At 36.2% G+C, this 21,175-nt stretch carries 17 protein-coding genes, 6 tRNA genes and 1 pseudogene; 4 read left to right on the top strand and 20 right to left on the bottom strand.

The genetic code is table 11. The features are described 5' to 3' along the window. Positions 1–523 precede the first annotated feature (523 nt). The 5 genes from GNY06_RS05525 to GNY06_RS05505 all read right to left on the bottom strand — a co-directional run bounded on the left by GNY06_RS05525 (position 524) and on the right by GNY06_RS05505 (position 4,112). Positions 524–594: transfer RNA gene (locus tag GNY06_RS05525), tRNA-Cys, on the bottom strand. Between the two features lie 249 nt (positions 595–843). Then, complete coding sequence (gene folB, locus GNY06_RS05520) at positions 844–1,203, bottom strand: dihydroneopterin aldolase (protein ID WP_166519141.1); 360 nt, start codon at positions 1,201–1,203, stop codon at positions 844–846. Positions 1,204–1,281: 78 nt separating this feature from the next. Continuing rightward, positions 1,282–2,298, bottom strand: a complete 1,017-nt coding sequence (gene nadA, locus GNY06_RS05515; protein WP_166519140.1) for a quinolinate synthase NadA — start codon at positions 2,296–2,298, stop codon at positions 1,282–1,284. 29 nt (positions 2,299–2,327) lie between these two features. Continuing rightward, a complete protein-coding gene (gene gmk / locus GNY06_RS05510; protein WP_166519139.1) occupies positions 2,328–2,891 on the bottom strand; it encodes a guanylate kinase in 564 nt (187 codons plus the stop codon). A 363-nt stretch (positions 2,892–3,254) separates the two neighbouring features. Beyond that, positions 3,255–4,112, bottom strand: coding sequence for a YicC/YloC family endoribonuclease (locus GNY06_RS05505; RefSeq protein WP_166519138.1), 858 nt, complete (start codon positions 4,110–4,112; stop codon positions 3,255–3,257). A 166-nt stretch (positions 4,113–4,278) separates the two neighbouring features. On the opposite strand from GNY06_RS05505, the gene lpxK reads away from it, so the two are divergent. Further along, entirely contained in the window at positions 4,279–5,313 is a 1,035-nt protein-coding gene (gene lpxK, locus GNY06_RS05500) for a tetraacyldisaccharide 4'-kinase (RefSeq protein ID WP_166519137.1), read from the top strand. Between the two features lie 733 nt (positions 5,314–6,046). On the opposite strand, the gene nusG is transcribed toward lpxK, so the two are convergent. The 11 genes from nusG to rpsU form a co-directional block, all read right to left on the bottom strand. After that, entirely contained in the window at positions 6,047–6,589 is a 543-nt protein-coding gene (gene nusG / locus GNY06_RS05495; RefSeq protein ID WP_166519136.1) for a transcription termination/antitermination protein NusG, read from the bottom strand. 12 nt (positions 6,590–6,601) lie between these two features. Further along, positions 6,602–6,805: a preprotein translocase subunit SecE gene (secE, locus tag GNY06_RS05490; RefSeq protein WP_166519135.1), complete on the bottom strand. Its 204-nt coding sequence runs from the start codon at positions 6,803–6,805 to the stop codon at positions 6,602–6,604. 13 nt (positions 6,806–6,818) lie between these two features. Next, positions 6,819–6,889 (bottom strand) — tRNA-Trp (locus GNY06_RS05485). A 54-nt stretch (positions 6,890–6,943) separates the two neighbouring features. After that, entirely contained in the window at positions 6,944–8,131 is a 1,188-nt protein-coding gene (gene tuf, locus GNY06_RS05480) for an elongation factor Tu (RefSeq protein WP_166519134.1), read from the bottom strand. A 210-nt stretch (positions 8,132–8,341) separates the two neighbouring features. Next, a tRNA-Thr gene (locus tag GNY06_RS05475) sits at positions 8,342–8,413 on the bottom strand. Between the two features lie 43 nt (positions 8,414–8,456). Next, a tRNA-Gly gene (locus tag GNY06_RS05470) sits at positions 8,457–8,529 on the bottom strand. A gap of 89 nt (positions 8,530–8,618) precedes the next feature. Beyond that, positions 8,619–8,701, bottom strand: a tRNA-Tyr gene (locus tag GNY06_RS05465). A gap of 18 nt (positions 8,702–8,719) precedes the next feature. Then, positions 8,720–8,793, bottom strand: a tRNA-Thr gene (locus GNY06_RS05460). Between the two features lie 109 nt (positions 8,794–8,902). Next, the gene (locus GNY06_RS05455; RefSeq protein WP_166519133.1) at positions 8,903–9,193 is read right to left on the bottom strand and encodes an HPF/RaiA family ribosome-associated protein; all 291 of its coding nucleotides are present in this window, start codon (positions 9,191–9,193) and stop codon (positions 8,903–8,905) included. Beyond that, positions 9,190–10,080, bottom strand: a complete 891-nt coding sequence (locus tag GNY06_RS05450; protein ID WP_166519132.1) for a tyrosine-type recombinase/integrase — start codon at positions 10,078–10,080, stop codon at positions 9,190–9,192. The genes GNY06_RS05455 and GNY06_RS05450 overlap by 4 nt, the downstream gene beginning before the upstream one ends. 78 nt (positions 10,081–10,158) lie before the next feature. Next, positions 10,159–10,356 (bottom strand): 30S ribosomal protein S21, encoded by a 198-nt coding sequence (gene rpsU / locus GNY06_RS05445; RefSeq protein WP_166519131.1) that lies wholly within the window; start codon positions 10,354–10,356, stop codon positions 10,159–10,161. A 93-nt stretch (positions 10,357–10,449) separates the two neighbouring features. Between rpsU and GNY06_RS05440 the strand changes: the two genes are divergently transcribed. Further along, the gene (locus tag GNY06_RS05440; protein WP_166519130.1) at positions 10,450–13,584 is read left to right on the top strand and encodes a UvrD-helicase domain-containing protein; all 3,135 of its coding nucleotides are present in this window, start codon (positions 10,450–10,452) and stop codon (positions 13,582–13,584) included. A gap of 50 nt (positions 13,585–13,634) precedes the next feature. Then, entirely contained in the window at positions 13,635–15,437 is a 1,803-nt protein-coding gene (gene uvrC / locus GNY06_RS05435; protein ID WP_166519129.1) for an excinuclease ABC subunit UvrC, read from the top strand. A 54-nt stretch (positions 15,438–15,491) separates the two neighbouring features. On the opposite strand, the gene GNY06_RS05430 is transcribed toward uvrC, so the two are convergent. Further along, complete coding sequence (locus GNY06_RS05430; RefSeq protein ID WP_166519128.1) at positions 15,492–16,388, bottom strand: DMT family transporter; 897 nt, start codon at positions 16,386–16,388, stop codon at positions 15,492–15,494. A 402-nt stretch (positions 16,389–16,790) separates the two neighbouring features. Here GNY06_RS05430 and GNY06_RS05425 point away from each other — a divergent pair, with 402 nt between their 5' ends. Further along, a complete protein-coding gene (locus tag GNY06_RS05425; RefSeq protein WP_166519127.1) occupies positions 16,791–18,419 on the top strand; it encodes an acyl-CoA carboxylase subunit beta in 1,629 nt (542 codons plus the stop codon). Positions 18,420–18,463: 44 nt separating this feature from the next. Here GNY06_RS05425 and hutH read toward each other — a convergent pair whose 3' ends face one another. The 3 genes and pseudogenes from hutH to GNY06_RS05410 form a co-directional block, all read right to left on the bottom strand. Next, positions 18,464–19,957, bottom strand: a complete 1,494-nt coding sequence (gene hutH, locus GNY06_RS05420; RefSeq protein ID WP_166519126.1) for a histidine ammonia-lyase — start codon at positions 19,955–19,957, stop codon at positions 18,464–18,466. Positions 19,958–20,020: 63 nt separating this feature from the next. Further along, positions 20,021–20,524: a ferritin gene (locus GNY06_RS05415; protein WP_166519125.1), complete on the bottom strand. Its 504-nt coding sequence runs from the start codon at positions 20,522–20,524 to the stop codon at positions 20,021–20,023. Positions 20,525–20,851: 327 nt separating this feature from the next. Further along, positions 20,852–21,175, bottom strand: a pseudogene (locus GNY06_RS05410) (IS5/IS1182 family transposase); the annotation flags it as partial.

The raw sequence follows: 21,175 nt of genomic DNA, 5'->3' as shown, positions 1-21,175 counted from the left end.
GAAAGAACATTTGCTTGGTTTGATAACGATCGAAGACTATGCCGAATTTATGAACTGCTAATCGAAAATGCAGAAGAAATGGTTAAAGTGGCCGCTATAAAACATTTATTGAACAAAATTTAAACAGCCTCTAAAACTAAATATATTTTTTTTCGGAAACATCAGAAAGTTAAAAGGCAAAACTCTCCTGAAAGATAGAAGTTGGATTAAGCTGTTGTGCATGTAGGAATTAAAAAAAAATTGACCAACACCTGTAAACATCTTGCTACAGCTAAGCAAAATAGCATCAAAAATAACTTCTTTTACTATGATTCAATATCTTTTGTCTCAATAGAAGTCTGAATAGGTTAAAATTTAATGTACTCTAAATAAAAGCACAGGTAACACTCTATAAAATAACCGAATTTAGACAAGACATACCGACGATAAATGCTCATTTTAGCCTTATCACATCCTTTAGTATTCATATGTAAAAAACATCATAAAAAAGCCTCTAAATCCACACTGAGATTTAAAGGCTTTGAGGTACCTAGCGGATTCGAACCGCTGTGGATGGTTTTGCAGACCACTGCCTAACCGCTCGGCCAAGGTACCATTTTAGGTGTGCAAATATAGTATTTTTTTATTTAAATCATCTCACATTTAAGCAAAAATATCCTCTAATTTACATATAGCACTGCTTTTCAAAGCTATACAAAAGATAGATTTTTTTATAAGCTTCCATACCGAAGGCAAAAAGGACTATCTATGGTATTATTAACAAATATCTTTATTTTGGAGCTCGGCATTTTGACTATAGCTTTAGTTAATGCAGTTGCTCGGCATTTTTTTAATACTAATTGTTTAAAATTCTTTTTCCATCTCCAGACTTACCCCCTTCATTTCTCCCATCATGGGAGGTTGAAGTTTGGTTAATCTTATTTTAATAAAGCTTATTTGTGTAAATTTTTCAGCTATACTCCTGATCATTCTTCCAAGAACATGCTCTAAAAGTTGAGAAGGTATTTTCATCTCTTGATGGATGATAGCATTAACTTCTGCGTAATTAATCGTATCTTCAAGCCTATCGCTTTCTGATGCTTCCCATAAATCAGCCTGTATTTCAGCACTCACCAGGTAAAAGGTACCCAATACCCTCTCTTCTGGTAATACACCATGATAGGCATATATTTTTATATCTTCTAAAATAATTTTTGAATTCATCAACATGCTTATAAACTTAAAAAAGTTTTGTCAGCAGACCCCAAACAAAACTTTTATCCTAATTATGTCATAGTTTTCTTATTTTATATTGCGAGAGAGGTCCAGCATCTCTTCAATTGGTTTGAGCGCTTTTAAACGCAACTCTTCTTCAATTTCTATGTCTGGTAGTTCATACTTCATACACAAATAAAGTTTTTCCAAACTATTGCGCTTCATGTAAAAACATTCGGAACAATTACAACTCTCATCAAATACCAATGCTGGAATTAAAGTTTTATTTGGCGCACGCTTTCTCATTTCATGTAAAATACCTTCTTCAGTTGCAATGATAAATTCCTGAGCTTTACTTTCTACTACATAATCTAATAAGGCGGATGTAGATCCTACAAAATGTGCGAGTTCCAGTACTGCCGTTTCGCTCTCAGGATGAGCGATAAGCTTCGCATCGGGATGAGCCATTAATTGCTGAGCAATACGTTCCATGGAAAAAGCTTCGTGCACCACACAACTACCATCCCATAAAATCATTTCCCGTCCTGTTTTTTTGATCAGATATTTGCCTAAGTTTTTATCCGGTGCAAAGATAATAGGTCTATCTTTAGGCAATGCTTTAATAATGGTTTCAGCATTGGAACTGGTCACAATAATATCACTTTCTGCTTTTGTTTCAGCATTACAATTGATATAGGTGGCGACTAAAGCATTTGGGTATTTCTCTCTCATTTTACGAAGACCTTCTCCACTACAACCATCTGCCAACGAACAGCCTGCCAGCGTATCGGGCAAAACCACTTTTTTAGTGGGATTGAGAATTTTGGCAGCTTCCGCCATAAAATGAACACCACAAAAGGCAATCATATCTGCCTCTGTACCTTTGGCCTGACGTGCTAATTGTAGAGAATCGCCTAAAAAATCAGCAATATCTTGAATTTCTCCTGGCTGGTAGTAATGTGCTAGAATAACAGCATTTTTTTCTTTCTTTAAATCCAAAATTGCTTGTATCAGCTCAGTACCTTGAGGGATGATCAACTCTTTATATCTCAGAAATCCCTGAACGGGTAGATTGGCTTTTGCTTGTTCCAGCGTTTCGTTCATAACTTATTATATAATTAAAGATACTCATTTTATGCATTGATAAATGCTTCAATCAGTTGTTCTATTTGTGCTTTGGCCTGCTCGAGATCATCATTCACTATCACTTTATCAAAGTCATTTGCATACTTCATTTCTTCTTCAGCTTTAGCTATTCTCACCTCAATAGCCTTTGCATCGTCTGTCGCTCTATGGATTAATCTTTCTTTTAATGATTCCACGGAAGGGGGAGCAATAAAAATAGATAAGGCTTGTTCTCCAAAAATCTTCTTTAGGCTAACCCCTCCTTTTACATCTACATCAAATATAACAACATTTCCGGCTTTCCATATTTTCTCTACTTCTGTTTTTAAAGTACCATAATACCTGTCGGCATATACTTCTTCAAATTCTACAAAAGCATTTTCTTCTATTTTCTTTCTAAAATCTTCAGGCGTATGAAAGAAATAATCCTCGCCATGTTTTTCTTCACCCCTCGGTAAACGTGTTGTTGCTGAAATCGAAAACTGTAAAGTAGAAAACTTTTTCAAGCAATGTTTTACTAATGTCGTTTTACCACTCCCCGATGGCGCCGAAAATATAATTACCTTATTCATTCTATCTCTTCAACGGGCTCTTGAATAACCACCCATAAGCCCTGGTGCATTTTAATTATTAATATTTATCTATTTATATAGAAAGGCGTAGAAATATAATTTTATGAAAAATTATGTTTAGAAGTACAAATATAAAGTTTTTGATTCGCTACTCCTGCTTGAGGAAGTAATATAAAACCTCTATTATGAAAGTAGCCTTTTATAAAAATCATATGCGTTTTCGTATTCTTCACCACCCTCTCCATGCTCTGAGCATTTTAACAGGATATGCCCCCTAAAACAAGCTCTACTCAGACGGTCATCTTTACAATCTTTTCCATAATCGCTTACAAGGAGTTCATTGTTTAGCTCTAACCTCTATTTTTAAAGTACATTCAAACTCTGCTCTTTAATTTTTTCTAAATCATCCTTCATTTTGACCACCAGTTTCTGAATTTCCTGATGATTGGCTTTAGAACCTAATGTGTTGATTTCACGCCCTATTTCCTGTGCGATAAATCCTAATTTTTTCCCATTGTTTTCTTCTTCATTCAATACTTCTAAAAAGTACTTACAGTGTTGGGCCAATCGTACTTTTTCTTCTGAGAGATCTAGCTTTTCTATATAATATACAAGTTCTTGATAAAAACGCTGCTCATCTAAATCGCTAAAATCTTTTAGGTTGGTTTGCATTTTTTCGCGAATAGTTGCAATTCGGGATTCCTCAAAAGGCTCCACAGCAGCTAAATTAGCTTCGATATTTTTTATATAAGATTGGAGCTCTGTCTCTAGCGACTTCCCTTCGGTTATCCTAAAATCGACAAAATTATCGACTGCTTTATCTATAATTGCAAGCAAATCATGCCATTCTTCTTCAGCCAATTCGGAATTCGAAGAGCTAACGGCATCCGGAAGCTTAGTAGCAATTTTTAATAATTCTACCCTATCGGCGGCTGTCACAATATCAGAAAGCTCATCCATATAAGCCTTTATGACGTCTTTGTTAAGGGTCGTATCGGTTTTACCATCTATAATTTCGACATTCAAATAAAGATCTACTTTCCCTCTTACAACTCTCTCGCTGAGTACTTTACGGATATCAAACTCTTTTTCTTTATAACGCAGCGGAATTTTCATATTTAAATCGAACCCCTTACTATTGAGTGACTTCACATCAATAATTATCTTCTTACCTCCACAAATTCCCTCCGCTCGGCCGAAGCCTGTCATAGATAAAATCATATTTTTAGATTTTTGCAAATATACAAACGAATATAGGAATTTAGTAGCATCTGCGGCATTTCCTTTTTTCTCTTACAACGAAAGATTATCATTATTCGTCATAATCTTTTTAAATTGATTCTTCTTTACCCTCTAAATTTGAGGATAAATTTTTACTTTTGTAACTATGAAGAGATGGTACCTCTACCCTTTTTCTCTGGGTTATGGGTTAGTGATTGCTACCCGAAATCTATTCTTTAACGTAGGTTTACTTCGCAGTAAAAAATTTCGCACTCCCATAATAGGAGTGGGTAATCTTTCTGTAGGTGGAACGGGCAAGTCTCCGGTCGTTATGTATTTAGCGGATATTTTATCCAAAAATCAGAGGCGAACAGGTGTATTATCACGTGGTTATGGAAGAACTTCTACCGGCTATAAAATCGTCAATTACAAATCTACCTATAAAATGGTAGGAGACGAAGCTATGCAGTTGTTTGAGCGCTTTAAAAACCGTATTGTGATCGGAGTGTGTGAAGATCGCGCTTTTGGAGCTAAAAAAATTATTGATGATATGGATCTGGATGTCCTTTTACTGGATGACAGCTTTCAGCACCGCTATATAGAACCGGGCATGAATATTCTTTTAACAGACTATTCCGATCCTTTTTTTAAAGATTATATATTACCCGCAGGTGATCTCCGCGAGTCCAAATACGGTTATAAAAGAGCCCATATTATATTGGTGACCAAGTGTCCATCAAATCTCTCGGAAGAGAAAAAGCAATATTATATTTCTCGGATTAAACCCCAACAAGATCAAAAAATATTTTTCAGTTCTATTCATTACGCGGATAACATACGCTCTAAAGAAGAATATTTACCCCTCAATAACCTACACTACTACGATATTTTATTAATTACAGGCATTGCCTCTTCTAAGCACTTACTCAAAGAGCTTAACAAATATTCGCAGCGTATAAAACATATTAAGTTTAAGGACCATCATCCATTTAGTGATGAAGACATTGCGAAAATAGCTTCTGAATATAAGAATTTAGGAGAATACAAGCTTATCCTTACTACTGAAAAGGATTTTGTGAGGCTAAAAGCCTTTGGTTATATGCAGGAAAAGCTATATTACTGGCCTATTAATATCCTCATCGATAAGAAAAATGAATTTAATCAGCTCATCTTGGAGTATTCTTCTAAAGCTCAAAAATAAAGCTTAAACGAAGTATACTTGGCTTTAACAATTCGGTATAATCTGCTTCTTTAAAAAAAGAAGCCGTTTTTTTTATCCCTTTAACTACCTATGTTCAGCTGTTCTAGAGTAATGACAAAATACCTGAAAAACTTTAATTGTAGGGCTCCGAAAGATAAAATGTAGGGCTTTATGTCCTTTAATTTTTCTTTCAGCACCTGTTATGGGGTTTATACTTTACTACGGCATTGGCTCTATATGAGTTTCCCATTCTTTATTACTCTTTATATATCATCCGTATATTCGATTAAATAAATTCCTGTTTACCCTTAAGATCAGATCTCTCTCCTCATCTGCTGTTTACATGTGGACTTATGGGCTTAATAAATAGATGAATGTAAACTTTATTCAGGGAAAAACACAACAGAAGCAGAAAGTACAATGAAAAAAAATCATATATACTAACAATGGAATCGAGTGGACCCCTCCAGCATCAAAAATAAAGGGACTCCTCCTATCTTATTCCTTAGAAAATGGACTATAGCCATTCCGAATTGGAGATGGGCTATATCACAAAACTTCATATAAAATTTAGAGATGAATCTTTAAAAAAAATATTCTAAACCACTTTTAACCGGAAAATGTTCAGGAATCAAGCTTCTTTTATTTCTTGTTTATAAAAGTATCTTCAGAATTTTGCAATAAAAAAATCCGAAAATTTATTTTCGGATTTCACTTATTATTTAAACAAAATTTAATTCTTTTCTACTTGCATATAATTCAATTCTAATGGTGTTTTTCTACCAAAGATGAGCACCATAACTTCAAGCTTCTTCTTATCCTCATGTATTTTCTCAATAGTCCCATTAAAGCCATTAAAAGGTCCATCAATTACTTTTACATTTTCGCCAATAGTATATGGTATTGCGGTGTCCTGAGCAAATTCTGAAAGTTCGTCCATTCTTCCCAACATCTTATTGACCTCCGCTTTACGCATAGGAACAGGATCCCCTCCCTTGGTTAAACTCAAAAATGAAATAACACCTGGAATATTCTTAATAATATGAGGAATCTCACCGATAAGATTAGCTTCTACCATAATATATCCTGGATAATAAGGCCTTTCTTTAGGCACTTTTTTTCCATTTCTCATCTGGATCACCTTCTCCATAGGTATAACCACCTGTGCTACATCCTTCTCTAGATTAAGCCTCTTAACCTCAGTCTCAATGTAGTTTTTAACTTTATTTTCCTGACCACTGATAGCTTTTAGTACATACCATTTTAATTCGCTCATAGAAAATATTTTTTAGTTAAAAACGCCAATTAATAGAGTATAAATATTCTTGATAGCTTCACTGAAAAGTGTATCTACACCAAAAGTAAAAATGGCCAGTAAAATAGTTGCGATTGAGACTACTGTTGTAGAAGACTGCAACTGTAGCCACTTCGGCCATTCTACTTTATCTTTAAATTCGGTAAACGAATCTTTAAGAAAACTTACTAAACTCATTCTTATTAATTTGCACGGGCACTAGGATTCGAACCCAGATCAACGGTTTTGGAGACCGGTATCCTACCATTGGACGATGCCCGTATATAAAGCTTTCGCAAGTTTTCTTGCGCAAGCTTTACTATTTTATATCAGATCTTAGTCTATAATTTCTGTTACCTGACCTGCACCAACTGTTCTACCTCCTTCTCTGATCGCAAATCTAAGACCTACGTTAAGAGCGATAGGTTGCAATAGCTCTACAGTAATGGTTAAGTTATCACCAGGCATTACCATTTCCACACCTTCTGGTAAGAAGATCTCACCTGTAACGTCTGTTGTTCTTACATAGAACTGAGGACGATATTTGTTGTGGAAAGGAGTGTGACGTCCACCTTCTTCTTTAGAAAGGATATAAACCTCTGCTTTGAATTTTTTATGTGGCGTTACAGATCCTTGTTTAGCAATTACCATACCTCTCTTGATATCGGTTTTTTCAATACCTCTTAACAATAGACCTACGTTATCACCAGCTTCACCTCTATCTAGAATTTTTCTAAACATTTCAACTCCAGTTACAGTAGAAGTTAGCTTTTCATCACCCATACCTACGATATCAACAGCATCACCAGTATTAATAACACCTGCTTCAATTCTACCTGTAGCTACAGTACCTCTACCTGTAATAGAGAATACGTCTTCAATTGGCATTAAGAAAGGCTTATCAGAATCTCTTACTGGTTGTTCAATCCAAGTATCTACAGCATTCATTAATTCCTCTACAGTAGCTACCCATTTAGCATCTCCGTTAAGAGCACCAAGAGCAGAACCTTGAATTACTGGAGAGTTATCTCCATCATATTCATAAGTAGACAATAGATCTCTAAGTTCAAGCTCTACAAGCTCTAACAATTCTGGATCGTCTACCATATCAACTTTATTCATGAACACAACGATTCTAGGTACGTTTACCTGACGGCAAAGTAAGATGTGTTCTCTGGTTTGAGGCATAGGACCATCAGTAGCAGCACATACTAAGATCGCACCATCCATCTGAGCAGCACCAGTTACCATGTTTTTTACATAGTCGGCGTGACCAGGACAGTCTACGTGAGCGTAGTGTCTGTTTTCAGTTTCATACTCGATGTGAGCAGTATTGATAGTAATACCTCTTTCTTTTTCTTCAGGAGCAGAGTCAATTGCAGAGAAATCTTTTTTCTCAGCAAGACCTTTATCTGACAATACTTTACTGATAGCGGCAGTCAAAGTAGTTTTACCATGGTCAACGTGACCAATAGTACCAATGTTAAGGTGTGGTTTGTTACGATTAAACGTTTCCTTTGCCATGATCTTAATGTTTAATTATTAACTAATTGATTTTTTTCAGTGTGCAAATATAGTCATTTTTTAAATAACAAAAATGTTTTTGATTTTTTTCCCTCCCATTTAAACATTCAAAAACACAAAAAACATCTTCAAACATTCTTAGAAAAAGACCCACTAAATTTCCAACAAAAAATCTTCCCATGGGAGAGAAGACTTTTGATCTTTGCACTGAGCCAATATCGGGATTTGAACCCGAGACCTCTTCCTTACCAAGGAAGCGCTCTACCCCTGAGCTATATCGGCAGGTAAAAAAAAATCACATTCCGCTAGGGTTTGTGATTTTTTGAGCGGAAGACGGGGGTCGAACCCGCGACATTCAGCTTGGAAGGCTGACGCTCTACCAACTGAGCTACTTCCGCTTATTTAAATTTTGAATCATCCCACTGTTGGTAAGCGTTTGCAAATATACAATAAAAATTCAAAATTGCAATTTTTTTAAAAAAAAATGTGGGGAGAGCAGGATTCGAACCTGCGAAGTCTCACGACAACGGAGTTACAGTCCGTCCCATTTGGCCGCTCTGGTATCTCCCCAGTTTATTTTTAAAAATGAGCCTCCAGAGGGATTCGAACCCACGACCCCGAGATTACAAATCACGTGCTCTGGCCAACTGAGCTATGGAGGCAAAAGATTTCAAAAGAACAACTAATCTTTGTTTCTGTTTTGCGAGTGCAAATATAGGGTGTTTTTTTGAAATCTTCAAAATTATTTTAAACTTTTTTTTAATCTATTTTCTATACAGTTTCTTTTTTCTTGATTAACAGTTTTTTAGCTACATCAACGCAAACATCAATACTTTCCTCAAAACTGAGCGTTGTTTTCTTTACCACTATATCGTCCCCAGGAATATCTAAAATCAGCTCAGCCGTTTTATTTTCTTTATCCGCCGTATTCTCGAGCTTCAAAAGAACTCTACAAAACTGTATTCTATCATAAAAAGTTTCTAATTTATTCACCTTTTTCTGAATATGTTCTTCTAAGGGTGGGTGAGGGGTCAGTCCAAATGACTGTACAGTAATTTTCATAATTCATCTTTTTTTTGGGCTCGCGGATGAGCCTGGTTAATTACTTTTTTTAACTGTTCAATACTTGCATCGGTATAAATCTGAGTACTAGCAAGGCTAGCATGACCTAATATTTCTTTCACCGCAAATATCTCACCACCATTATTTAAAACGTGGGTGGCAAAACTATGGCGAAGCATATGAGGACTTTTCTTTCTCTTGTTACTAACGTAACTAAGGTAAAATTTTACTTTGGAATAAACAAACTTTTCAGTGAGTTTATTCCCCCTCTGATTAACAAAAAAAAAGTGTTCAAACGCTTCTAATGGCTGTCTTTCAGAAAGGTAATCCTGTAGTTTTTTTTTAAGATCTGGCGCCATCGGAACATGCCGCTGTTTATTACCTTTTCCTTTAATTTTAAAAAGTTCGGAATTGAAATCAACATCCTGCATGCGCAGATTACACAACTCTGACTTCCGCATACCCGTCTGATAAAGAGTCTCGATTATCGCTTCCCCCAATCTATCAGATTTTACCGAAAAAACAGACTGTAAATCCTCCATCTCTTCCGGAGAGATGGGGATCTGCTTCTCAGCATAAAACTTTAAAGAATCAAGCGTTTCAACTGGAGAAAGCTTTAATTCTCCTATTTTTAGCAAAAACAAATAATAACCTCGCAGACTGGATATTTTCCTGTTAATACTCCTATTAGAGAGCCCTTTTTCATTCAAACATACGATAAAATTCCTGACCATCTTCTTAGTGACCTTCAAGGTATCTTCTATGCTTTCCGTATCCATTAAAAAAATGAGAAAATCGTCGAGGTCTTTTTTATAACTGACAAGTGTGTGCTCTGAATACCGCTTCTCTACCCTAATATATTCTAAAAATTTTGCTATTAACTTCATATATTGATACCAAATAAAATCGCTTCCCAAATATAAACATTCGGGAAGCGATTATATGTAATAAACCGAGAAAAATAATTAAGCTTGTTCTTCTTGGCTAATGTTTCTTTGCTTGTGAGCTGCTTTTTGAATCTTTTGTCTCTGTACTACAGAAGGTTTAATAAATTGCTGTCTTGATCTCAGGGCTCTTACTACACCTGTTCTATCAAATTTTCTTTTGTACTTCTTTAGAGCTCTATCGATAGATTCTCCGTCTTTTACTGGAATTATTAACATATTTTACATCTCATTTTCGGTTGCAAAAATAAATATTTTTTTTTAAAAGCACAAATTTATTTTTAATTTTATGCTTTAATTTTCAATTCATTAATGAATACCTATACCCTTATTAATGCTTCTGCGGGCTCTGGAAAAACTTATAGCCTGATTAAGAATCTTCTAAAAATCTGTTTACGCCATAACAAGCCCGATATTATACGCAATATTCTAGCTTTAACCTTCACCAACAAAGCAGCAAATGAAATGAAGGAAAGAATTTTATCCTGGCTCGGTGAGTTCACCTCTCCATATTATATGCACAATCAAGCGCTACAAGATATTCAAAATGAATTGAAAGCGGAAAAGATACCCCTAGCACTAGAAGAGCTGCATCAGCGCGCTAAAAATCTTCTGGATTATATTCTACACCACTATTCAGCCCTTAATATCAGTACAATAGATAAATTCAACACCCGATTAATACGCTCCTTTGCTTATGAATTGGGACTACCTCAAAATTTCAATTTGGAAATAGATGCTGCTCCTTTTATCTTAGAGGCGGTAGATCAGACACTGGATAAAATAGGAGAACATCCCGAGCTTTCTGAAGCCTTTATGGATTACATCAATTACAATCTAGATCACCAAAAGAGAGAAAATCTCCCTAAGACCCTTTTCAATACGGCTAAGGCTTTCAATAATGACATCCACTATTTTACTTTAGAGAAAAATAGAAACTTTGATTGGGAGAGCTATTCTCAAGAAAAAGAAAAATTCAGAACAGAGATTAAACAGCTTTTAAAAGACGCTACACAGAGGGCTTTATCCTCTCTCGAACTAATAAAATCTCAAGATCTATGTATTGAAGACTTTGCCGGAAAAAAAGTAAATAGTATTGCCGTCTTTTTTGAGAAGTACCTTAATACCGGAGTACCTTCTCTCCCTACCAATTCTGAAGAAAAAGCGCAAGAACTTTTCGAAAAACTAAGCAGTGCGAAGGCTAAAAACCGTGCTGATGACATCGCGGTAATCCTTCCTGTGCTACTAGAGAATAGAAAAAAAATCATTTACAATCATCTACAAGTAGAAAAGAAGAGAAAAATTCACGCAGCACTTCTCCCGCTAAAGGTAAACAAAGAAATACAAGATCAACTTAAATTTATTGAAGATGACAACGACCTGCTATTGCTTTCGCGCTTCAATGTAATGATCAACCAACAGCTTTGCAATGAACCCTCGGCCTTTATCTATGAAAAAGTAGGAGAGCAGTACCAACATTATTTTTTCGATGAATTTCAGGATACTTCTTTTTTACAATGGCAAAATTTTCTTCCCCTGCGCGACCACGTTTTATCAGAAGAACATACCAGCTTTACCCTTGTAGGCGATCCTAAACAAAGTATTTACAGATTTAGAGGAGGAGATGCTCAATTAATGTTAGATATTATCAATAAGAAAGAGTTCGCTCCGAAATATGCAGACATTCAGCATCTTGAACACAATTATAGGAGCAGCTATCATATTGTTAACTTCAATAATCAGCTATACCAGTATCTTTCAAATTTTGTTCAAGAAGATTACCGGGAAATCTTTGGTGAGTTGGCTCTGCAAAAACCCTACTCCTCGGATCCGGGACTCGTTAAAATCAATTTAATATCCAACCAAAACAACGTCGACCTTTTCTTCGAAGAAACGATCGAAAAAATGAAAATTGACATTCAAAAATGTATCAATCAAGGCTTTAAATTCTCCGACATTGCTATTCTTTGCCGTGGAAACAAAGATATTTTAAAATTTTCTCAACTGCTTTCTACGTTAGAAGTGGAGTATAAAAGCGAAAAAACTTTCATCAAAACCCTTTCCGAAAAAGGATTAACCTTAGACCTCTCCCCCACCCTGAATGCACTTATCCAATATCTACTGTGGTATTCTTTTCCCAAAAACAGGAGATATCTGGTACTATGCCTTTACTATCTGAACAAAGCTAAGCGAATTGACATACAAGATTTTAGCGGAGAACTTTCAGATATTCTCAAAGAGGATTGTAATGAGCAATTGCTTAAGAAGATAGAAAAAAAATACTTACTAAAACTCGTCCCACAGAATACCCACCTTAATACCTATAGCTTTATAGAAAGTATTTTACAGGAGTTTTCGGTGGAAGGTAAAGAAACAGATTATCTGATCAACTTTTTAGAACTATTATATGGATTCTTCCAAAACACTTCTGCTACACTTAAAGATTTCCTTCGATATTGGCAAGAAGAAGGAGGCTCTGTGAGTATTCAGGCCTCGGAGAATACGGATGCTATTCAGCTGATGACCATACATAAAGCGAAAGGCTTAGAATTTCCGATCGTATTTATTCCTATGAAAAACAGCCATAAAGATAGCCTATTTAGTGAGTGGTATCATGTTTATGACACACAACAAAACGCTTTACAAATGGTAAATCTAAGCTCTTTTAATAAGGATTTAACCAACTATGATCCAGAGATGAGGGATTTTAACACCAAAAACACTTATAAAAATAAGATAGACCGCTTCTGTATTCAGTATGTCGCTACTACAAGAGCTGTAAAACAGATGTTTTTATATATCCAAAAACCCGGAAAATCAGTAAATCATCTCGAAATTTACGATTTCATTGCCAGCCACAAACATACAGACGAAGATTCTTTTAATTTTTATGAAGTAGACGAAAAATTGCTCGAAAAACCTTATAGTGATTTGACAGATACTTCCACCCGAAATCTGCATATCAGTTCCCTACGCTCTCCTTCGGCAAGTCTTCCCACCCAAATTAAGATCGCTACACCATCCAAGAGTTATCAGGAGCGAAATCAAAGTGTAAAAACAGGAATTTTCACCCATGAGATACTGGAAAAAATTATCACCCGTGAAGATGCACCTAAAGTTCTAAAACAATACCTACTGGAAGGTAACATCACCCATGAAGAATTTTCAGCAATCCAAATCAGACTCAACTACCTTTTTGATCTATACCCAGATTTCTTTAATGCCACCTATACCGTAATGACTGAGCGGGATCTATTATTTTCTGATGGGATAACACACCAATTATTGAGAGCAGATCGCTTATTAAAAGCACAAGAGGGATGGATTATCATAGATTTCAAAACTGGAGCTGAACACGAAAAATATGAAAATCAGATTGAAATTTACAAAAAAGCATTGGAGAAAGCAGGAGAAAAAGTATGGAAAATAGAAGTTATCTACATATAAATAAGGTGAACCCAAAATTTAAACTAAGCTCTTTTTTGTAATTTTACACCGTGAATTCGAATTTAGAACTTCAGCTCAAGACATTACCACAAGATCCGGGGGTATATCGTTATTATGACAAAGATAACCACCTGTTATACGTGGGTAAAGCCAAAAATCTAAAAAAACGCGTACTCTCCTATTTTAACAAAAAACATGGAGGCTATCGTACCCGCATCATGGTTTCTAAAATAGCACGATTGGAAACCACCATCGTGAACAGTGAGTACGATGCTCTTTTACTAGAAAACAATCTTATTAAGGAACTCGATCCTTACTACAATGTCATGCTAAAGGATGACAAAAGTTATCCTTGGATCTGTATTAAAAACGAAGCTTTCCCTAGAGTATTTCTCACCCGAAATGTCATAAAAGATGGCTCCGAATATTATGGTCCCTATGCCAAACCGCGTCAAGCCAAAATACTGATTGATACTATAAAAAAAATTTACAAACTCAGGACTTGCCCACTCAACTTAAACCCTACTAAAATTGAAGAAGGCAAATACAAAGTCTGTCTTGAATACCACATTAAGAATTGCCTGGGACCCTGTGAAAACCAAGAATCGGAAGAAGAATACAACGAAAAAATAAAAGCAATTCGTGGAATTATTAAAGGTCATTATAAAATTGCTCGACAATATCTGACCGACCAAATGATGCGTTTTGCCGAAAAAATGGAATTTGAAAACGCTCAGATCGTTAAAGAAAATCTAGAAATTTTAGAGGATTACCAAACCCACAGTATGGTGGTAAATGCATATATAGATGATGTCGATGTGTTTGGTATTTTTTCGGACGAATCAGCCGCATACATCAACTATTTTAAAATTAACGAAGGTTCTATCGTTCAATCCTTCACCACTGAAATAAAGAAGGTTTTGGAAGAAAGCGATACCGAGATTATGGAAGAGGTTTTGGTAGAAATCCGACAGAAATTCAACTCTAAATCCAAAGAAATTTTTTTACCCTTTCCTCTTTCAGTAGAAATTCCAGGGGTTAAAATTACCGTGCCCAAAGTGGGAGATAAAAAGCGTATTGTAGAACTTTCAGAAAAAAATGCTAGAGAATACCGTGTAGAGAAACTTAAACAAGTCCAAATTCTAGACCCCGACAGGCATACTAATCGTATCATGGCTGAGATGCAAAAAAACCTACATATGCCTGTAGAGCCAAGGCATATTGAAGGTTTTGACAATTCTAATATTCAAGGTACCAACCCTGTTTCCGCCTGTGTAGTCTTCAAGGATGGAAAACCCAGCAAAAAAGACTATCGCATTTTTCATGTCAAAACAGTAGAGGGTCCCAATGACTTTGCCACTATGGAGGAGGTGATCTTCCGCCGTTACAGGCGCTTATTGGACGAAGGCTCAGATCTACCTCAACTCATACTCATAGACGGTGGAAAAGGCCAATTAAGCTCTGCAGTAAAAAGCCTAAAAAGCTTAGGACTCTATGGTAAAATTACCATAGTGGGAATTGCTAAAAGATTGGAAGAGATTTTTTTTCCAGAGGATCCTATACCTTTATATCTGGATAAAAAATCGGAAACATTAAAAATTCTGCAGCGCGTACGAGATGAGGCTCACAGGTTTGGAGTAAAACACCACCGGACCCGACGTAAAAACACCACCATAAAATCCGAATTAGAAAATATTCCAGGCCTGGGGCCTAAAAGTATAAACTTGCTTTTATCTAAATTAAAATCGGTGCAACGTATACGCGAAGCAAACATGGAAATACTAGAAGAAATTTTAGGAAAAAGTAAAGCCAGTGCAATATTCCACTATTTTAATACTGACGAAAACACCTAAAAGAACCGTGCGATATGGACTTTGCCTTCAACAATTTTTTTTGTATAAGACATTTTAATCATTAGAAACTCTCCTTATCGCTTTTCTTTTTTTCCGGGACTTTACTATAGCGTTGACTACAATAGCCATAATCATAAAGGCAGAAGCAATATAGAAAACAGGGGTCATTTGCTCCGATTTACCAAAAATAAAGAATGCCAATATAATTCCGTAAACAGGTTCCAGATTAACGGTAAGAGCAAGTGTAAAGGGTGAAATATGTTTCATTAACCGAACGGATTCCAGCATAGGATAAGCTGTAAATAAACTGGCTAAAAGCATGAGTAAGAAGAAATTTTTTCTATCAATATGAACGATAGACTCCATATGCCCAGACCCCAACAAAAACAAACTCACCAGTAGCCACCCCCCGAAGATTTCATAAAAAATAATATTTTCAGAAGAGGTTCTACCATATAATTTGCCATTAAAAACAGTAAATAAAGCTCCTAAAAAAGCACATAAAACCCCAAAAATAATCCCCCTTGTATGCTGCCATTCAACCTTAAAAATAAGGCTGATGGATGCCACCACCACCAAACCTAACACCAACTCTGTTGCGTCTGGTTTTCTACGATACACCATAGGCTCTAAAACCGACACAAATAAGGTTACAGTGGCAAGGCATGATAGCGCAATGGAGACATTGGAAATTTTAATCGCATAAAAAAAGCACATCCAATGGGCGCCCATGAATCCTCCAATCCCTATTAGAGACCCAAAAAGTTTAAGCTCCACTTTTAGAGACTTTCGCTTAACAAACTTAATGAATATAAAAAGGAAAATAGCGGCGAACATCATCCTAAAAAACACCAATTCTAGGGCATTAACCGTTATCATTTTGCCTAAAATAGCAGTAAATCCCCATAAAAAAACAATAAAATGGAGCCGAAATTGAGCAGGTGAAAGCATGATGAACGATATATCGCCTCAAATGTAGTAAAAAATATATTTTAAGACCATAAGATATACTCCATACGGCTTGTTTTTATTATCAACTTTAGGGCTATATCTTGTTGTATTGCTAACAAAAAACCCCGGATACCTTAACGGTATTCGGGATCTTTCAAATAATAAACTATTAAAAAAAATAAACTTAGGAATTGATCTCTATAAAGATGCAACTCTTGAATTACTGGATTAAGGTAATTCCGTTCTTTGTTACAAATCTATTCAAAAGATATTCCAAATGCAAGATTATTTAAGTTAAAATATATTAAAATAAAATATTGTTTATCAATTATTTAAAGTGTAAAAATCTATCGTTCAAAAATAGCCTTAAAAAAGCTTATATTTAAGGCCTAAAACAAGCGCATGGATTTAGAATTCAATAAAAGGGAAGATCTAAATAGATTAAAACTTTCAGAACTAAACCAACTCCTCGAACAGGTAAAAAATGGAGGAGGAAAAGAACGGATTCAAAAACTAAAAAATACAGGCAAAATGTCTGCTCGTGAAAGGATTACCTATCTACTGGATCCAGACAGAGACAGCCTTGAAATAGGCGCTTTGGCTGGCCACGAAATGTATACGGAACACGGAGGCTGCCCTAGTGGAGGCGTCGTCGTCATCATTGGATACATCTCCGGAAAACAATGTATTATAGTAGCCAATGATGCTTCTGTAAAAGCAGGTGCATGGTTTCCTATCACGGGAAAGAAAAATATCCGCGCTCAGGAAATAGCGATGGAGAACCGGCTCCCTATTATTTATTTAGTGGACTCTGCTGGCGTATACCTCCCCTTGCAAGATGAAATTTTCCCGGACAAAGAACACTTTGGTCGGATTTTCCGCAACAATGCTAAAATGAGTGCCATGGGAATCGTTCAAATAGCGGCAGTTATGGGCAGTTGCGTGGCTGGGGGCGCCTATCTGCCTATTATGAGTGATGAAGCCATCATCGTCAACAAAACGGGAAGTATCTTTTTGGCAGGCAGCTACCTTGTAAAAGCCGCTATAGGCGAAAATATCGATAACGAATCACTGGGAGGAGCGACTACCCATTGTTCAATATCGGGCGTAACCGACTATAAAGCTTTAGACGACAAAGATGCCTTGGATCGCATTAAAAATATTATGAAATCTCTAGGAGACTTCAATAAAGCCGGATTTAATAGAATTGCAACCCAACCTCCACAACATAATCCCCAAGAAATTTTCGGGATTATCCCCGCAAGCAGAGTAGAGCAATATGACACGCTTGAAATTATTAAGCGCTTAGTGGACAATAGTGAATATGAAGAATATAAACCCGATTATGGCAAAACGATTATTTGTGCGAACGCAAGAATCGATGGCTGGTCTGTAGGTATTGTAGCCAACCAAAGAAAACTGGTGAAGAGTGGTAAAGGCGAAGCTCAATTCGGAGGAGTTATCTACTCGGACAGTGCAGATAAAGCAACTCGATTTATTGCAAATTGCAATCAGAGAAAAATTCCTTTGGTTTTTCTACAAGATGTTACTGGTTTTATGGTAGGCTCAAAATCAGAATACGGGGGTATTATAAAAGATGGCGCTAAAATGGTGAATGCTGTGGCCAATTCTGTGGTTCCAAAATTCACTATTATCACGGGTAATTCTTTTGGCGCAGGTAATTATGCCATGTGTGGAAAAGCTTACGATCCTCGCTTCATTGTAGCCTGGCCCTGGGCTGAATTAGCCGTTATGGGGGGCCCTCAGGCAGCTAAAGTCTTGGCTCAAATTCAGGAAGCTACTCTTACGAAACAGGGAAAAAAACTTACGACAGAAGAACATCAGGAACTTTTAAACCGCATCACCCAGAACTATAACCGACAAACACAGGCCAGCTATTCGGCAGCTCGGCTCTGGACGGATGCTATTATCAACCCTCTGGATACCCGAAAGTGGATTAGCATGGGCATTGAAGCCGCAAATCATGCTCCCATTACTGAGGAATTTAACTTGGGCGTTATTCAAGTATAGAATAAAAAAAAGGAGGTTATTTGATAACCTCCTTTTTTTTATTCTTATATGTCTACATTAAACTTCCGATCCCGGATTAAAGCTGCAATAGCTAATATATCCTCCCCTATCTGACGATCATCTTCTAGTTTGCTCACTTTAGAGCGAATCAGACTATGAGCCTCTTCTAAGATCTGAGATGTTCTTAAAGGCCTCCTGAATTCGAGACCTTGAGCTGCCAACATTAACTCGATGGCTAATATGTTCTCCAGATTATTTAAGACTTGATTAAACTTTCTTGCGCTAATACTCCCCATGGATACATGATCTTCTTGACCTAAAGAGGTAGGAACACTATCGGCAGAGGCCGGAAAGCATAAGGTTTTGTTTTCGGTTACCAAAGCTGCAGAAGTATATTGGGGAATCATAAATCCTGAATTAAGTCCAGAACTGGCTACTAATAATTTAGGTAAGCCATATTTACCTTCCAGTAATAAAAAACTTCTCCTGTCGGATATATTCCCCAGCTCTGCGGCTGCAAATGTCGCGTAATCTAAAGGCAAAGCTATAAGCTGCCCATGGAAATTACCCCCAGAAATAGCTTCCTCATGACTGATGATAATAGGATTATCGGTTACCGAATTTAATTCAATTTCTATAGCCTTCTTAAGATGCGACCACGCATTTCTACTGGCTCCATGCACTTGTGGGACACAGCGGAAAGAATAAGGATCCTGAACACGATCACAACCTTGATGGCTCTCATGAATTTCTGATCCTTGTATAAAATTGGTCATTCTATACGCTACCGTTTGGCTACCTTCAAAAGGTCGAATCTCATGAAGTTCTTTTTTAAAGGGAGTCATCGAGCCCTGAAAAGCTTCTAAACTTAAAGCCGCTGCTAGATCTGCCAAATCGAGTAAGTACTTCATTTTATCCAGGCCCGCTATACCGTGGGCTAACATAAACTGCGTGCCATTAATTAATGCCAGCCCTTCTTTAGGCCCTAGTTTTAAAGGTAAAAGATGATGCCGTTGCAGGGCTTCTTTACTTTCTTCAATCTTAGACCCCCTCCACACTTTTCCCAGCCCTAAAAGCGGTAACACCATATGTGCTAAGGGTGCTAAATCTCCCGAAGCGCCCACTGAACCCTGCTCTGGTATAGCAGGAATAATATCTTTCTCCACCATCATCTGTAAGCGCTCAATTACCTGAGGAGATGCTCCCGAAAATCCCTTTGCTAAAGCATGAATTTTTGCGATCATCATCATCTTAGATAGCTTTTTATCAATAGGATTGCCCACGCCCACACTGTGGCTAATAATAAGATTGTGTTGCAATTGTTCCAGCTCGGATTCCGATATTTTTGTATCACATAAAGGACCAAACCCCGTGTTGATACCGTATACAGTTTTTTGGTCGGCTATGATTTTTCTGACATTCCCATAAGACCTCTCAATTTGTAACATGGCCTCTTCTGATATGTGTACAAGCTTCGGGTTACGGGCTATCTTCACAACATCTCCATATTGGAGATAATCTATTCCATAAATTTTCATATATGTGTTTTTCCTTAAATATAAAAGAAATAACCAATATAAAAAATAACCACCTTAAGGCGGTTATTGAGCTGTGTTTAAAACCCTTTTCCCTAATTCTTGATCGAAGAGATAAAGCGCAGAAGGGTTATCTTTAACCATTTTAATTTTAGACACATGTTGAGAAGCGGTAGCCTCCTCTTCTACTTGCTCGTTTACAAACCATTGTAAAAATGAGGTTGTGGCAAAATCGTTTTCCTCAGTAGCTACTTTTACAATATTGAAAATATTTTGAGTCACTTCTTTTTCATGTGCTAGGGCCTTTTCAAAAATTTCCAAGGCATCTGCAAAATCACCAGGTGGTGCTGGTATAGCTTCCAATATTACTTTTCCTCCCACATCATTAAGATAATCAAACATTTTATCAGCATGCATGAGTTCTTCTTTGGACTGAACTCTGAAATAATTTGCCAGACCTTCTAAGTCCTGCGCTTCAAACCATGCGGACATCGCAAGATAATACTGTGCTGCATATTGCTCTCCAGCAATTTGTTTATTAATTAAAGTTTCGACATTTTTACTAACCATAATGTTTGAATTTTACTCAAAAATAATGAAAATAAAATGAAATTTAAAAGATTCTGTACTACAGGAGTTAAAATCCTTTTTAGATTAGCATTTTTGTAAAATCCTAAGGTTAAAATACTTGTATTAACCTGTTGTTCATTTAGCATTTAAAAAAGAAAAAAATTGTTCATTTGATTAAAAAACACACATTAAGCTGATTAACAATTCATTAAACATATAAAACAATCTCATTAAAAACTATAAATTTATTTTAAAAAGAATGAACAAAACCCCTGTAAACATATTACTACAGCTAAGCACATTGGAACTCCCAAATGATGAACTTGTTTAAACTATTAGTTTTCTGAGGAACAAAATAACAAAAGCAATATAATGCAAATAATTCCAAGTTATTACAGAAGTTTCAAATCGTATTAATAATGCTTTGAAACTATCCAACCAAGCATTTGCTTTCTCTATATTGAACCTTCGTTTATATAATTCTTCATCAAAACAATAATAATTCTTGGCTGTTTTATTATTCCTGAGATTGGTTTTAATATTGGCGATTATTTCTTCTTTTTCTAAGATTTGTCTTAAATTCTCACTGTCAAATCCTGCATCAGCATTCAGAAACAATTCTTTATGATCTATTTCTACTTCGCTTAGAAG

Source organism: Elizabethkingia argenteiflava, assembly GCF_009904105.1.
Taxonomy (GTDB): domain Bacteria; phylum Bacteroidota; class Bacteroidia; order Flavobacteriales; family Weeksellaceae; genus Elizabethkingia; species Elizabethkingia argenteiflava.
This window is presented reverse-complemented; position numbering and strand designations above follow the sequence as displayed.

What these genes read in the sequence shown, in the direction of transcription:
- folB (WP_166519141.1), bottom strand. Translation starts at nt 1,203, where the DNA reads ATGAATTCAAAAATTATTTTAGAAGATATAAAAATATATGCCTATCAT.
- nadA (WP_166519140.1), bottom strand. Translation starts at nt 2,298, where the DNA reads ATGAACGAAACGCTGGAACAAGCAAAAGCCAATCTACCCGTTCAGGGA.
- gmk (WP_166519139.1), bottom strand. Translation starts at nt 2,891, where the DNA reads ATGAATAAGGTAATTATATTTTCGGCGCCATCGGGGAGTGGTAAAACG.
- GNY06_RS05505 (WP_166519138.1), bottom strand. Translation starts at nt 4,112, where the DNA reads ATGATTTTATCTATGACAGGCTTCGGCCGAGCGGAGGGAATTTGTGGA.
- lpxK (WP_166519137.1), top strand. Translation starts at nt 4,279, where the DNA reads ATGAAGAGATGGTACCTCTACCCTTTTTCTCTGGGTTATGGGTTAGTG.
- nusG (WP_166519136.1), bottom strand. Translation starts at nt 6,589, where the DNA reads ATGAGCGAATTAAAATGGTATGTACTAAAAGCTATCAGTGGTCAGGAA.
- secE (WP_166519135.1), bottom strand. Translation starts at nt 6,805, where the DNA reads ATGAGTTTAGTAAGTTTTCTTAAAGATTCGTTTACCGAATTTAAAGAT.
- tuf (WP_166519134.1), bottom strand. Translation starts at nt 8,131, where the DNA reads ATGGCAAAGGAAACGTTTAATCGTAACAAACCACACCTTAACATTGGT.
- GNY06_RS05455 (WP_166519133.1), bottom strand. Translation starts at nt 9,193, where the DNA reads ATGAAAATTACTGTACAGTCATTTGGACTGACCCCTCACCCACCCTTA.
- GNY06_RS05450 (WP_166519132.1), bottom strand. Translation starts at nt 10,080, where the DNA reads ATGAAGTTAATAGCAAAATTTTTAGAATATATTAGGGTAGAGAAGCGG.
- rpsU (WP_166519131.1), bottom strand. Translation starts at nt 10,356, where the DNA reads ATGTTAATAATTCCAGTAAAAGACGGAGAATCTATCGATAGAGCTCTA.
- GNY06_RS05440 (WP_166519130.1), top strand. Translation starts at nt 10,450, where the DNA reads ATGAATACCTATACCCTTATTAATGCTTCTGCGGGCTCTGGAAAAACT.
- GNY06_RS05430 (WP_166519128.1), bottom strand. Translation starts at nt 16,388, where the DNA reads ATGCTTTCACCTGCTCAATTTCGGCTCCATTTTATTGTTTTTTTATGG.
- GNY06_RS05425 (WP_166519127.1), top strand. Translation starts at nt 16,791, where the DNA reads ATGGATTTAGAATTCAATAAAAGGGAAGATCTAAATAGATTAAAACTT.
- hutH (WP_166519126.1), bottom strand. Translation starts at nt 19,957, where the DNA reads ATGAAAATTTATGGAATAGATTATCTCCAATATGGAGATGTTGTGAAG.
- GNY06_RS05415 (WP_166519125.1), bottom strand. Translation starts at nt 20,524, where the DNA reads ATGGTTAGTAAAAATGTCGAAACTTTAATTAATAAACAAATTGCTGGA.